The sequence below is a fragment of the Anaerosporomusa subterranea genome, assembly GCF_001611555.1.
Taxonomy (GTDB): domain Bacteria; phylum Bacillota; class Negativicutes; order Sporomusales; family Acetonemataceae; genus Anaerosporomusa; species Anaerosporomusa subterranea.
In genome coordinates this window covers 100,560-113,504 of record NZ_LSGP01000026.1, presented here as the reverse complement: position 1 = coordinate 113,504, position 12,945 = coordinate 100,560, and the positions used below count along the sequence as shown (strand labels likewise).

The window sequence follows — 12,945 nt, the reverse complement described above, 5'->3', positions numbered from 1 at the left end:
TTGTTTCCCTCCTCAGTATGCATTGGCCTGGCGTTTATCGGTCGTGATAACCTTTTTGCCGCCTTCTGGGTCGATAATGATCCAATGCAGCAGACTCTCTTCCTGGAGCGTATATAAAAAACCGCCCGTTCCGCCAATATCGGCTCCCAGATAATAGCGAATTGCGTTAAAAGCGCACTCCTTCACACAGGACGTGCAGCCCCAACAGTCTTTAGGATATCGAATCTCGGTTTTGCCGCTGCAGTCTTTATATAACAGGTTACCCGGACAAACTTCACGACACTTGCCACAACCATTGCATTTTTGTCTATCGATCTTGATGCTCATAGACTTCATCCTTTTTTATCAAGTCGCGCAGAAGTATCTTGACTTCCCCTGCTTTAAATTGTGAGTTGATATACTTCAACCAATGCTCATCATCCCGTTCAGGATAATCGGTATTTTCCTGGAAACAGTGCCATCGTGTCTCATGCCTTGCTTCGAGATGCCGGATCAGTACTTGGCACACATAGAGGCGGTCTATTACCTCGTGAATCAGCATCAGTTCATGTAAATCCTTGGCTTTTACATGTCTGACAACTGCCAGCAATTCTTTGATGCGCCGCTCCGCTAACTCCAATTTCTGTTTATTAAAGGAATAGCCTGTGGAAATACCGCCCGCATACACATCCATCGTCTTCTGCATCGCTTCTTCGATGTCTTCAATGCTGTACAAAGCAGCCTCATCGGCAAAAAAATGGGTAATATCCGCCAGCTTCGCGCTAATATCGGCGTGATCCGGTACTATGGCTGATTTTCCCGCCACATAGTGCAATGCAGAAAAAGCGGCTATCTCTCCTTCCGCAAAACAACCGGTAACATATTTCTGGGGACTGCCGCCTGCCACATCGCCTGCGGCGTAAAGCCCGGCGAGGGTAGTTCCCCGGTTGGTGTCAACCCAATAACCGCTGGCCGTATGTCCGCCAACAATATACGGCTCAGTACCCTCAATCTCAACATTTTTGCTGGCAGGCCCGTTCTCACTTTCCAGCCACCGCAACGTTTGAGCGGGAGCCATATTCAGGTATGCTTTGTAAAGCTCTCTCTCCTCGTTAGTCGTAATTCCTGCGGTTTTTAGATAACAGGGGCCCCGGCCTTGCTTGTTTTCTTCAATTGTTGAGTACAGCCGATTAGCGGTGGTAAGTGTTCCGTATTTCCGTTCGTACTCTTCGCCGGCGCTATTAACTTGTTTAGCCCCGACGCCTTGCGCGATAGTTCCGGTAGGAGCTATCGTGTCCTTACATCGCAAAGCAATAAATCGCATTTCAAAGGTTGTCATTTCTGCCCCAGCCCTTATGCCCATCGCGTAACCGGCGCCTGTATTGAATGGACAATACCACATTTTGTGGCGTGAAAAGCCCGGATTATTCGGCCGGTACAGCCCGGCGGCGCCACCGGTGGAGCAAATTACCGCTTTGGCTGTTATCACGTAAAGAACCTTTTCGTCCAGTGAAAACCCGTAAGCGCCGATTACCTTCTGATCCTGAACAATATAGTCAAAGATATTCACCCTGTTCATCACTGTGATACCCGGGTGCTGACGAACAGCGTCAGATAAAATAGTTTTTATATTTTCACCATTGATTTTTATGTTTCTGGTTCCCCGGGAAACATAATTGCCGGCTTCATCCTTTTGGATGACAAGGCCAAGCGCTTCCAGCTTATGAGTAACGCTGTTAAGCCGCTTGGCGATAGTGTAAACCAGATCTTCCCTGATCACAGCTTCCGAGTCGTTCCTCACATACTCCAAATAGGTTTCCGGACTTTGCCCTGGCACGATATAGGCGTTTAAAGCATTTACCCCAGCCGCGAGACAGCCGCTGCGTTTAATGTTAGCTTTTTCGGCAATAAGCACCTTTGCTTCAGAGTTTTCCGCAATCGTGATGGCGGAAAAGCAGCCTGCAGTTCCGCCGCCAACAATGAGAATATCTGTCTCCACTACTCTTGCTTCAAAGTTCACCGATCCAGAGACCTCCTTTGTACGAAAAGATCATGCCAACATTTGCACCATAATTTTTTAGAAGTAAGGAATGTATAAGTTTTTTGAGACTGCAAAGCTAGATAAAACAAGGGCCGCCGCTCACAGAAGAACGATACCGTAGAGTACACAGAGGTCGCAGAGTGGACACAGAGGGAACGAATGCGTTATGGTATTTTCTATAGGAAACCGTATCACCCTCTGCGGGTACCCTCTGTGTTGCTCTACGTACTCTGCGGTTAACGTTCTCCGTCCTCATCCGTTCTCTAAAAGGACCGACGCAGCGATGCTAATCCGTTTTAGCAATACACGTGCTGTAAGGTCTCATAGGCAACGACGGTTTTTCTTATATACAATAATCATTGATAAAAATCTTCAAATCTTTGGGCTTAACAAACACAGCTTCGCCGCTTTTTAGCCGAAGCTCGTGGTAATGCTCTTTGCTCAGCTCTGCTTCGACTAACTCCCCCGTATCCTCCCGCTTTAGCTCCAGATGAACCGTCGGACCGACACTGCGGATAAATAAAATCCGCGCCGGAATGAAGTCTGGCTCGCTGGTTGCACGAACAATTTCAATATTATAAGGACGAACATAACTGATCGCCTGCGTATCGAGTGTATTGGCATATTCAGGCGCATCGATCTCGATCGAGCCGATCCGCACCCGGCCTTGATGAATACGGCCATGAAATAGGTTCACATTGCCAAGAAAATCGTAAACAAACGCATTTTTAGGGTTCTCATACACTTCTTCCGGTGTACCAAGCTGCTCGATAACGCCTTGATTGAGGATGACGATGCGGTCAGCCACATCCAGTGCTTCTTCCTGATCATGAGTAACAAAGACACTGGTGACCCGAAGCTGATCGTGGAGCTGCCTCAGCCAGCGCCGCAGCTCCTTACGGACCTTTGCGTCCAGAGCCCCGAAGGGCTCATCGAGCAGCAGTACCTGAGGCTCTACTGCCAAAGCCCGCGCCAGAGCAACTCTTTGCCGCTGTCCGCCGGAAAGCTGTGTTGGGTAACGGGAGGCCAGTCCTTCTAATTTAACTAAACTGAGCAAGTGGTTTACCTTGTCGGCGATTTCGCTTTTGGTCGGACGAACTTTACGCGGACGGACATTCAAGCCAAATGCAATGTTATCAAAGACATTCATATGGCGAAATAGTGCATAATGCTGGAATACAAAGCCGACTTGACGCTGCTGAATATTCCGGCTAGCCGTATCTTCGCCGTTAAATAAAATAGATCCCTGATCTGCTGTTTCTAAACCGGCGATAATGCGCAGCAAAGTAGTTTTTCCTGATCCCGAGGGGCCTAAGAGAGCAACCAGCTCTCCGGTCGGAACAGTCAAATTTATATCTTTCAATGCGGTAAATGCACCAAATTTTTTATTGATATCAACAATATCAATGCTCATGGTTAACCCTCCCTACTCAACGCGCATCGGTTGTTGGCCGTTTCGTTTCCTGCTGCACTTTCCACTCTACGAAATTCTTAACAACCAACGTAAAAATTGCCATTAATGTCATTAGTGAAGCAACCGCGAAGGCAGCAACAAACTGATATTCGTTATACAAGATTTCTACGTGCAGCGGCAACGTATTCGTATAGCCGCGTATATGCCCCGAAACGACCGATACCGCGCCAAATTCGCCGACTGCCCTGGCGCTTGTGAGAATAACCCCATAAAGCAATGCCCATTTGACATTAGGGATAGTTACATGCCAGAACGTCTTCCAGCCATTTGCGCCCAAGGTTAAGGCAGCCTCTTCCTCCGCCGTACCCTGGGAGTGCATCAGAGGTATCAGTTCTCGGGCAACAAAGGGAAACGTAACAAATACAGTCGCCAAAATGATGCCAGGTGTGGAAAATACAATTTTTATCCCATGCGCTTCTACCCAAGCGCCAAAGATTCCCGGTCTGCCGAAAAGAAAGACAAAGACCAAACCAGCGATCACCGGCGAAATCGCAAACGGCAGATCAATAAGCGTAATCAGGAAGTTTTTTCCTTTAAACTCAAACTTAGCGATAGCCCAGGCTGCGGCTAAGCCAAAAATTGTATTCAACGGTACGGCAATAGCTACGGTTAACAGAGTAAGCTGAATCGCCGCCAGTGCATCTGTTTCGAGAACCGCCTTAAAGTATAGAGCTATCCCGCCCTCCAAAGCCTTAGTGTAAACGGCGATAAGGGGGATAACCAGCATCAGCCCAAGAAAAACAAGGGCGATACTGGTTAATATCCAACGAATGGGCGACAGCTCGGCGATAGCTGTAGAACGAGGCACAGGGGCTGATCCGGACTTGAGAGCAATATTTCCTGCCATACTACCGCCTCCTAATTTAATGTGCGCCGGTTGCTGCTCCACCATTGCAATAGGTTAATCAGAAACAGCAAAACAAATGAAACAATGAGCATAACAGCTGCAACTGTACTGGCGCCAGCATAATCATATTGTTCGAGCTTGATCATGATCAGGAGAGGGGTTATCTCGGTACGCATAGGCATATTTCCGGAAATGAAGACAACAGATCCATATTCCCCCAAGGCACGGGCAAATGCTAATGCGAAGCCGGTTAATAATGACGGCAGCAATTCCGGAAAAATCACCTTAGTAAACGTCTGGAATCGATTTGCCCCCAGGCAAGCCGCCGCTTCTTCCACTTCATTGTCTAATGTCTGCAAAACAGGCTGGACCATCCTTACGACAAACGGCAAGCCAATAAAAGTGAGCGCAACTACGACGCCAATGGGGCTAAAGGCTATTTTAATGCCCAGCAGTTCAAAGTACTTGCCAAGCCAGCCATTTTGCGCATAGAGAGTCGTTAGAGTAATACCGGCGACGGCGGTTGGCAGAGCAAAAGGAAGATCTACCAACCCGTCGATAATCCGTTTCCCCGGAAAGGTATAACGCACTAAGACCCAGGCTACCAACAGACCGAAAACTGCGTTAATGCCAGCGGCAATAAGCGACGCCCCAAAACTCAATTTATAGGATGCAACCAGCCTCGGCTCAGTGGCTATACTCCACAACTGGGCCCAGCCGATCCCTGCAGTTTTGATAAATATCGTCGCTAACGGGAGCAGCACGAGTATTCCTAAGTACAGCAACGTGAATCCCATAGTCAACCCAAAGCCTGGCAAAATACTGTGCTTTTTGATTGCAAACGATTTAGATAGCATAGTCCATTCCTACTTTGCTATTTTTTTGGCGTATAAATCTGATCGAAGATACCGCCATCGCCAAAATGTTTTTTACCAGCCTGGCCCCAGCCACCCAGCAATTCATCGATTGTAAACAGAGAGAGCTTAGGAAATTGATTAGCATACTTCTTAGCTATCGTTTCATTGCGCGGACGGTAAAAGTTCTTTGCAGCAATTTCTTGCCCCTGATCGCTATAGAGGTACTGAAGGTACGCATTAGCTACTTCGCGCGTTCCCTTTTTGTCTACACCCTTATCAACTACGCTAACCGGCGGTTCAGCAAGAATGCTGACAGATGGAGCAACGATATCGAATTTATCCTTGCCAAGCTCGATGGTAGCCAATAACGCCTCATTTTCCCAGGCAAGCAATACATCGCCGATACCCCGCTCGACAAAGGTCGTGGTTGATCCCCGGGCGCCTGTATCAAGCACAGGAACATTTTTATAGATTTTAGCCAGGAACTCCTTGGCCTTGCCTTCATCATTGTTATTCTGCTTCAGCGCATAGCCCCAGGCTGCAAGATGATTCCAGCGTGCGCCGCCTGATGTTTTAGGGTTAGGAGTAATTACCGATACGTCAGGTCTGATTAAGTCATCCCAATCTTTGATATTCTTGGGATTGCCCTTGCGCACTAAGAATACGATCGTAGAAGTATAGGGAGTGGAATTGTTGGCTAGCCGTTTCTGCCAGTCTGCCGGAATCAGCCCTGCTTTATGAAGCTCATCAATATCATCAGACAAGGCTAATGTGACAACATCAGCCTCCAGACCTTCGATCACAGAACGGGCCTGCTTTCCGGAGCCCCCATGCGACTGTTTTATCGTAACAGTCTGTCCAGTCTTTTCCTTCCATTGCTTAGCAAACGCATCATTGAATTCTTTGTATAGCTCACGGGTAGGATCATAGGAAACGTTAAGCAATGTAACCGGTTCCTTGGCAGCCGGTTTTCCCTTGTCTGCCGCCGCCTCTTGTTTGGCGCCGCAACCTGCCAAACTGAAGGCAAGCAGCAACAACGCGATAATAAGCAGGCCAAACCTCCTGATTCCGGATTTTTGCGGCCGATTTGATAAAATTGACATAGCGAACATCCTCCTCTTTTTTTGATAATTTTTAATAACAAAGAGACTAACCACTTTTCATGGTTAGTCTCCAGTTTTCTGGTCGACCATTGTCGTTCGATTATACATCGCTTATATATAATATACTATGCTCCGGAACTGTAAAAAGCGAATCTATCTTCCATACTTCATTCTACGACTCGCCCTGGAGCGAGATTTGATAGATAAAAAAAAGAGATTAACCACATGTGTGGTTAATCTCCAGTTATCTGGTCGACTAAACCGATTACCCTAATGGTTGAATTATAGACTGTGTTTTTCCCGTTGTCAATGCCTTTTTCACAACTCAGAATAATCTACTCTTTTTGTAGTGCAGTAGACGTTCACATTACGAATGAGCGATGCTGCGTTTCTCCAACATGACCCGGGTAAGCAACAAAGAAATCACCCGCTTGTCTTTAACATGCCACCAGGCGTTGAACTATGACAGCAGCAAGGCAGATATCTTTCCGCAGCCATTTTCGCTGCATTCAGTTCTTGGTCGGTAGGTGAACGCCGATCACTAAACTTATGTTGAGGAACAAGTGGCATAATATTCATGAATCGCGCACCAACCTGGGCAGCTACTTTAGCCACTTCACTGATATGGTGATCGTTGACGCCAGGAATTAATACAGTATTTATTTTCACAGCCATTCCCAAATCAGCTGTTGCACGGATCCCCGCTACTTGGGCAAGAATCAGCCAACGAGCCGCTATTTCACCAGTCATATACTTGTTGTCATGTAAGACATATGAACAAATCTGCGCCAGTATTCCGACGTTAACGGCATTCATATTGACGCTAATCATATTAACTCCTGCTTCAGCCAACGCCTCTGCCTTTTCGCGCAGCAGCAAACCATTGGTGTTTAGGCATTTGCCTAACTTGGGGTACTTAGAGTGTACAAGGCGAAACGTTTCTAAAGCATGAGGGCTAGCCAGAGTATCTCCCGGACCGGCAATGCCGACCGTGATAATCTCCGGCCACAAGGCCAATGCGTCGTCTAATACCCTAAAGGCTTGGTCAGGTCTCAGTATAACGCTGTTAGACTGATTTTGTTCTTTATTCAAGCCACGCTTACAGAAGTGGCATTGAATGTTGCAAACCGGGCTCACTGGCAGATCAATTCGCCCACAATTAGGGTTCACTTCTTCACGCAAGTAGGGATACTTCTGAAAAAATTGTTTATATTGAGTTTCTGAGCGAGGGGCAGTATGCGGCTTCATTCTCATTCCTCCTTTACTCTGATAAACAAAAAACCCAGCAGTCTCCGGCCTTTAGTTTGCTAATCAGCCCTTGTTAATTTTTCTCCGCCTCTCAGCCCAATGAAGGCATTATCTCAGCCTTAGTACAGTGTCAACTCTAATCCTTATATATTCTGGCGGTATATTTTCCGCAATACCGCGTTGTCGTCAATCGGCGCACTCTCGGTACGCCTCATTCCTCCGCCTTGCCTTGCGGGATATATTTCAAAATCGATATCATGCAATAACACAATTACTCTCCATTTGTCTTCGTCTGGTTCATTAAACAATTGGGCAAAGTGTTGCATAACCGCCTCAACGGTTAATGAATGCTTAAATTTCATTTTTTACATACTCTTGTAAAAGTAGAAATGCACTTTGTCGGTCAAACCTTTTCTCTGTCATGAAGATTCCTTCTTTCAAATTTTTTCTTCAAGCAAAGGCATCTTGTGCGGTCCCGGATTTCCCCGACAGTATGAAAGCTTCTCCAGGATACGGAAAAGGCCAAGGAAGCATAACATGTAGCTTCCTTGGCCTTCAGTTTTCTGATTAGCCGTATATACTAGTTTCAGATCTCACTTAGTTTAAATAATAGTACTAGTTTCTTTCACCGTCAAGAGGCTTTATGCGCATGCGCTGGATTCATTTATAAAAAATGAAGTTAAATCGTTCGGAAATCTATTTTTCAAATCCGGTAAATCTGCTCCTGTATGACCTCGCCAAGCGTTTGTATCCCCTGCTTTATCTTGTCACAATCAGCAACAGCAAAGCTTATTCGCAAATAGCTGTCAATGGGACGACGGGGAAAGAAAGCAGTCCCTGCCGTTAACAACACTTTTTTATCTCTCGCCTGCTGTACAATCTTTTCGGCGGACAATCCTTTAGGCAGTTCCAGCCAGCATGTCAGACCGCCATGCGGGCTATGGCAAGTGACCTCCGGCAGATACCGGCTAATCGCATCTAGAGTCGCTTGGTAACGTTCTGCATAGAGATTACGTACACTGGCGATGTGTTTGTCCCAGACGCCTTTACGCAGATATAAATCAAAAGCGCGTTGCGTCAGTCCTGCTGTAGAAATATCAGAATGGTGCTTAACTGACATAATCGTATTTGCCAAATGCGGCGGAGTTACTAAAAAGGCCAAACGCAAACCAGGCATGAACAGTTTAGAAAAACTTTTAAGATAAATCCCGCGCCCATCACGGTCAATGGCTTTTAACGGTGCCAGGCTACTGTTAGAAAAATTGAGTTCACTAATATAATCATCTTCCAAAACAATCGCATCATAATATCTTGCCAGACTCATTAGCCGGCTGCGTTTATTCAGGGAATAGGACCAGCCTGTAGGGTTCTGGATATTTGGCATGACATAAAGCAATTTAGGCCGGAAACTGCGCAACTTTTGTTCAAGCTCGGCAATATTAATACCATCTTCTTCCATGCTAATTTCAATAATTTTGGCCCCCCGCGAACGGAAAGCTGCAATTGCCCCAGGGTATGTAGGGCTTTCGGTAAACACATAGTCTCCATAACGTAAAAGCGCCTTAGCAACAATATCAATCCCCTGCTGGGCTCCAGAAATGATCTGCATATTTTCGGGTATAGAATTAACCCCTTGGGGTTTCAAATAAAGCGATATGGCCTCCCGAAGCGGATAGTAGCCCTGCCCCTCTTGATAGGTGAAGGCATATCCTTTATCCCTGTCGATCACTTCAATCAGCACACTTTTAAAATCTTCAATCGGTACCATTTCAGGATCAGGAGTAATACTAGCCAAATCAATGCAGTCATTAGCAATTGGCGCTATGCTATCAGCAAGAGTTTCAGCAAAGGCTTCCATGTCTGTTTCGAAAACAGTCTGCTCCGCTTCAGCAAGGACTTGATCATGAATTTCAGCAACATAGCTGCCACTGCCGGCACGGGAAAAAATATAGCCGTTTTGTTCTAGCAGCTTATAGGCATTAACGACTGTGCCCGGATTAACCGTTAAAAAGGCTGCGAACTTTCGAACAGGCGGCAAAAGGTAGCCATGACTTAGTTTTCCCTGTAAAATTAGCTCTCGCAACGCGCCATACAGCTGAACATATAGCGAATCTTTATTGTCTTTACTCAACTGTATCGATACAAAATCAAAAAATTGCTCATTCATCTTGTCAGGCCGTCCTTTGTTTGCTAAACTAATAAAAATTTATTGCCGGCAGTACAAAACTGTATCGGTACAATTGATTGTATCAGAATAAGACGAGAAAAGCGAGGGGTTATCATGGATAACAGATATGAACTAAACAAGAACCTAGCACAAATGTTAAAAGGCGGCGTCATTATGGATGTCACCAATGCCCAACAGGCAAAAATCGCTGAAGCAGCCGGCGCTGTAGCGGTTATGGCGTTAGAGCGAGTACCTGCCGATATCCGCAAGGATGGCGGCGTAGCGCGCATGTCAGACCCGAAAATGGTCAGAGAGATTAAGCAGGCAGTTTCCATCCCGGTTATGGCCAAAGCCCGTATTGGTCATTTTGTCGAAGCCCAAATCCTAGAGGCAATCGGTATTGACTATGTTGATGAGAGCGAAGTGCTAACTCCTGCCGACGACCTGTATCATATTAATAAAAAAGAATTTAAGATTCCCTTTGTCTGCGGCGCCAGAAATCTCGGTGAAGCGCTGCGTCGAATCGGCGAGGGAGCCGCAATGATTCGTACCAAAGGCGAGGCCGGCACCGGCAATGTAGTTGAAGCAGTCCGCCATATGCGTACCATGTCTGCCGATATGCGGCGAGTCAAAGCAGCGCCCAAAGAAGAGTTGATGAGCATTGCCAAAGAAATGGGAGCACCGTTTGATTTAATCGAATATGTATGGGAACACGGCAACCTGCCGGTCGTTAATTTCGCCGCCGGTGGCATTGCCACACCGGCTGATGCTGCCCTGATGATGCAGTTAGGCTGTGACGGCGTCTTTGTTGGCTCAGGCATATTCAAATCTGGTAATCCAGAGAAGCGTGCAAAAGCCATTGTTCAAGCTACTACCTATTATAATGATCCCGCTAAGCTTGCTGATATCTCCGAAGACTTGGGCGAACCCATGGTCGGCATCGAAATCGACAAGATTATTGAACAAGACCGGTTAGCTAACAGAGGGTGGTAACATGCTGACAATCGGCGTACTGGCGCTGCAGGGAGCGATTAAAGAGCATTTGGATCGGTTACAGAGTCTGCCGCAGGTAAAGGGAATACTGGTTAAAACCACGATGGAATTGGAAGATGTGGATGGCCTGATTCTCCCAGGCGGTGAATCGACCGCCATGGGCAAGCTGTTGCGTGAATTTGACCTTTTGGAACCGCTGACCGCAAAAATAAAAGCAGGCCTACCCGTCTGGGGAACCTGCGCCGGTATGATTCTGCTGGCTAAATCCATCAGTGGGCAGCCTGACAACCATTTGGGCGTCATGAATATTTGTGTTCAACGCAATGGTTATGGCAGTCAGTTGGACAGTTTTTCAGTCAACACGGTACTGCCGGATATAGCCAACACCCCTATTCCGCTGGTTTTTATCAGAGCTCCGTATGTAGAGAGCGTAGGTCAAGATGTAAAAATACTAGCTAAAATTGATGACAAAATTGTGGCCGTCGAACAGGATAACATGCTGGCAACAGCTTTTCATCCTGAATTAACGTCTGATTTGACTTTTCACAAATACTTCGCCGATAAAGTCCGCAAAGCACAGACGGCATAATATAAAAAAACCGGAGTACATGACTCGGATGAGTCGGTTACTCCGGTTTTTCTGTTTTGGGAAGTATGAACTTTTCTATTTAAACTTAACCGATTTTCACATCGGCAGCGGCTTCTAATTCCTTGTACATGCTGTCCGCACGAGATTTCAGCGATTTGGCCGACTTCTGCAGAGCGACAGCAAATTCTTCATCCTTTATCGACATCGCATTGATTCTTACATTATATAACGCAGCCGCCAACCCGGCATGAGCCATTGCGCCAGCTACAGCCGCGTCACTAGACGCGTTGGCATTGCCGTTGACTAAAGCCTGTTTTGATAATTCAAGCAAGGCTAGGCAATGCTCAGCCACAGATAGCGGCAATGCAGCAGCCTCTTTCAGAGCTAGCTGGATCACTTCACTACGATTGGTTTTTTCTGCATCTGTTGTTTTCGGTAAACGGTAAGCAGCCATCACTTGATTGAAAACAGCAGTATCTTTATCAATTAATCTGGTCAGTGTATCCTTCAATTCATCCACTTTGACCAACGCACCGCGCATCGCCACGTCCGCTGCGGCGTATTTTGCATTGCCTATCGTCAGCCGACACACCATGCCTACCAAGGATGCTCCTAATGCACCAGAAAGCGCAGCGACGCTGCCGCCGCCTGGCGCCGGCGAGTCAGAAGATAATTCGGCAATAAAACCAGCTACTGTTTGTTGGACTAGCATATTCTCCCCCTATTCAAACAGACGATTTTCAAGCACTTGCTTGCGGTCAAAGCCCTCTAACCGCAGATAGAACTCCGCAACATCAAGCAGCGCCTGCATTGGCGTCAAACCAACCAATTCGCTGCCAATGATATTGACGCCATAGCGGGCCGCTTCAGACTTAACCGTCTCAAACACACGAAACAGAGGAGTACCTGTATAATCAATCATGTTGATGGTGACTTGGGCGACATTACGGTCTTCGATCATGACGCCCAACGCCCTGACATACTTATATCCGCCTTTGGCTTCACGGATGCAGTTGGCAATCTTCTTGGCGATCTTGACATCGCTCGTACCAAGATTGATATTATACGCCACAAGGAACTGACGGGCTCCAACAACCGTAGCGCCTGCGCGCGGGTGCATTTTTGCCGGCCCGAAGTCGGGATGGCGCTCCGGTTTGACGATTTCCTGCTTCAAGCCCTCATATTGACCTTTTCGGATATCTGGCAGATTCTTGCGGGCTGGAGATTTGGCAGCCGCCTCATACAAATATACAGGAATGTTTAGCTTCTCAGCAATTTCCGCACCTAATTGCTCAGCTAATTCTACGCATTCTTCCATACTGACTTCGCTGATTGGAACAAAAGGAATTACATCCGTCGCGCCAATGCGCGGATGTTCGCCGTGGTGTTGTTCCATATCAATCAGTTCAGCTGCTTTGGCGCAGGCGTGGAAGGCAGCTGCTTTGACTGCCTGGGGTTCGCCCACTAATGTGACAACCACCCGGTTATGACTGGCATCTGGCTTGACGTCAAGAACCTTAACGCCGGAGACTGCCCGGGCCTCGCCGACGATTGCATCTATGACCTCAGGACGGCGGCCTTCACTAAAGTTAGGTACACATTCGACTAGTTTTAGCATGATGATTCTCCTTTACAGCAATAAGCTCC

At 47.0% G+C, this 12,945-nt stretch carries 13 protein-coding genes; 2 read left to right on the top strand and 11 right to left on the bottom strand.

What is annotated here, in order from left to right; all coding sequences use genetic code 11:
- Nucleotides 1–12: 12 nt before the first annotated feature.
- From AXX12_RS17365 to pdxR, 9 genes are all read right to left on the bottom strand, one after another.
- Nucleotides 13–327, bottom strand: a complete 315-nt coding sequence (locus AXX12_RS17365) for a 4Fe-4S dicluster domain-containing protein (protein ID WP_066245474.1) — start codon at nucleotides 325–327, stop codon at nucleotides 13–15.
- Nucleotides 308–1,999 (bottom strand): adenylyl-sulfate reductase subunit alpha, encoded by a 1,692-nt coding sequence (locus AXX12_RS17360; protein WP_066245472.1) that lies wholly within the window; start codon nucleotides 1,997–1,999, stop codon nucleotides 308–310. The genes AXX12_RS17365 and AXX12_RS17360 overlap by 20 nt, the downstream gene beginning before the upstream one ends.
- Nucleotides 2,000–2,363: 364 nt before the next feature.
- Nucleotides 2,364–3,434 (bottom strand): sulfate/molybdate ABC transporter ATP-binding protein, encoded by a 1,071-nt coding sequence (locus AXX12_RS17355; RefSeq protein ID WP_066245470.1) that lies wholly within the window; start codon nucleotides 3,432–3,434, stop codon nucleotides 2,364–2,366.
- Between the two features lie 16 nt (nucleotides 3,435–3,450).
- The gene (cysW, locus tag AXX12_RS17350) at nucleotides 3,451–4,341 is read right to left on the bottom strand and encodes a sulfate ABC transporter permease subunit CysW (RefSeq protein WP_066245468.1); all 891 of its coding nucleotides are present in this window, start codon (nucleotides 4,339–4,341) and stop codon (nucleotides 3,451–3,453) included.
- An 11-nt stretch (nucleotides 4,342–4,352) separates the two neighbouring features.
- Nucleotides 4,353–5,198: a sulfate ABC transporter permease subunit CysT gene (gene cysT, locus AXX12_RS17345; RefSeq protein ID WP_066245466.1), complete on the bottom strand. Its 846-nt coding sequence runs from the start codon at nucleotides 5,196–5,198 to the stop codon at nucleotides 4,353–4,355.
- A 17-nt stretch (nucleotides 5,199–5,215) separates the two neighbouring features.
- Nucleotides 5,216–6,301: a sulfate ABC transporter substrate-binding protein gene (locus AXX12_RS17340; RefSeq protein ID WP_066245464.1), complete on the bottom strand. Its 1,086-nt coding sequence runs from the start codon at nucleotides 6,299–6,301 to the stop codon at nucleotides 5,216–5,218.
- 423 nt (nucleotides 6,302–6,724) lie between these two features.
- On the bottom strand, nucleotides 6,725–7,549 hold the full coding sequence (locus AXX12_RS17335; protein WP_066245463.1) for a radical SAM protein: 825 nt from the start codon (nucleotides 7,547–7,549) through the stop codon (nucleotides 6,725–6,727).
- Between the two features lie 143 nt (nucleotides 7,550–7,692).
- On the bottom strand, nucleotides 7,693–7,911 hold the full coding sequence (locus tag AXX12_RS17330; protein ID WP_066245461.1) for an HD domain-containing protein: 219 nt from the start codon (nucleotides 7,909–7,911) through the stop codon (nucleotides 7,693–7,695).
- A gap of 341 nt (nucleotides 7,912–8,252) precedes the next feature.
- Entirely contained in the window at nucleotides 8,253–9,716 is a 1,464-nt protein-coding gene (pdxR, locus tag AXX12_RS17325) for a MocR-like pyridoxine biosynthesis transcription factor PdxR (RefSeq protein ID WP_066245458.1), read from the bottom strand.
- A gap of 114 nt (nucleotides 9,717–9,830) precedes the next feature.
- On the opposite strand from pdxR, the gene pdxS reads away from it, so the two are divergent.
- Together pdxS and pdxT are read left to right on the top strand one after the other, a co-directional pair.
- Nucleotides 9,831–10,709: a pyridoxal 5'-phosphate synthase lyase subunit PdxS gene (gene pdxS, locus AXX12_RS17320; protein WP_066245455.1), complete on the top strand. Its 879-nt coding sequence runs from the start codon at nucleotides 9,831–9,833 to the stop codon at nucleotides 10,707–10,709.
- A gap of 1 nt (nucleotide 10,710) precedes the next feature.
- Nucleotides 10,711–11,298: a pyridoxal 5'-phosphate synthase glutaminase subunit PdxT gene (pdxT, locus tag AXX12_RS17315; RefSeq protein WP_066245453.1), complete on the top strand. Its 588-nt coding sequence runs from the start codon at nucleotides 10,711–10,713 to the stop codon at nucleotides 11,296–11,298.
- A gap of 85 nt (nucleotides 11,299–11,383) precedes the next feature.
- Here pdxT and AXX12_RS17310 read toward each other — a convergent pair whose 3' ends face one another.
- Entirely contained in the window at nucleotides 11,384–12,010 is a 627-nt protein-coding gene (locus tag AXX12_RS17310) for a cyclodeaminase/cyclohydrolase family protein (RefSeq protein ID WP_066245451.1), read from the bottom strand.
- 9 nt (nucleotides 12,011–12,019) lie between these two features.
- Complete coding sequence (ftcD, locus tag AXX12_RS17305) at nucleotides 12,020–12,916, bottom strand: glutamate formimidoyltransferase (RefSeq protein WP_066245450.1); 897 nt, start codon at nucleotides 12,914–12,916, stop codon at nucleotides 12,020–12,022.
- Between the last annotated feature and the right edge of the window lie 29 nt (nucleotides 12,917–12,945).

Excerpts from the sequence above, each read along its gene's own strand:
- AXX12_RS17365 (WP_066245474.1), bottom strand. The coding sequence starts at position 327 with ATGAGCATCAAGATCGATAGACAAAAATGCAATGGTTGTGGCAAGTGT.
- AXX12_RS17355 (WP_066245470.1), bottom strand. The coding sequence starts at position 3,434 with ATGAGCATTGATATTGTTGATATCAATAAAAAATTTGGTGCATTTACC.
- cysW (WP_066245468.1), bottom strand. The coding sequence starts at position 4,341 with ATGGCAGGAAATATTGCTCTCAAGTCCGGATCAGCCCCTGTGCCTCGT.
- cysT (WP_066245466.1), bottom strand. The coding sequence starts at position 5,198 with ATGCTATCTAAATCGTTTGCAATCAAAAAGCACAGTATTTTGCCAGGC.
- AXX12_RS17340 (WP_066245464.1), bottom strand. The coding sequence starts at position 6,301 with ATGTCAATTTTATCAAATCGGCCGCAAAAATCCGGAATCAGGAGGTTT.
- AXX12_RS17335 (WP_066245463.1), bottom strand. The coding sequence starts at position 7,549 with ATGAAGCCGCATACTGCCCCTCGCTCAGAAACTCAATATAAACAATTT.
- AXX12_RS17330 (WP_066245461.1), bottom strand. The coding sequence starts at position 7,911 with ATGAAATTTAAGCATTCATTAACCGTTGAGGCGGTTATGCAACACTTT.
- pdxR (WP_066245458.1), bottom strand. The coding sequence starts at position 9,716 with ATGAATGAGCAATTTTTTGATTTTGTATCGATACAGTTGAGTAAAGAC.
- pdxS (WP_066245455.1), top strand. The coding sequence starts at position 9,831 with ATGGATAACAGATATGAACTAAACAAGAACCTAGCACAAATGTTAAAA.
- pdxT (WP_066245453.1), top strand. The coding sequence starts at position 10,711 with ATGCTGACAATCGGCGTACTGGCGCTGCAGGGAGCGATTAAAGAGCAT.
- AXX12_RS17310 (WP_066245451.1), bottom strand. The coding sequence starts at position 12,010 with ATGCTAGTCCAACAAACAGTAGCTGGTTTTATTGCCGAATTATCTTCT.
- ftcD (WP_066245450.1), bottom strand. The coding sequence starts at position 12,916 with ATGCTAAAACTAGTCGAATGTGTACCTAACTTTAGTGAAGGCCGCCGT.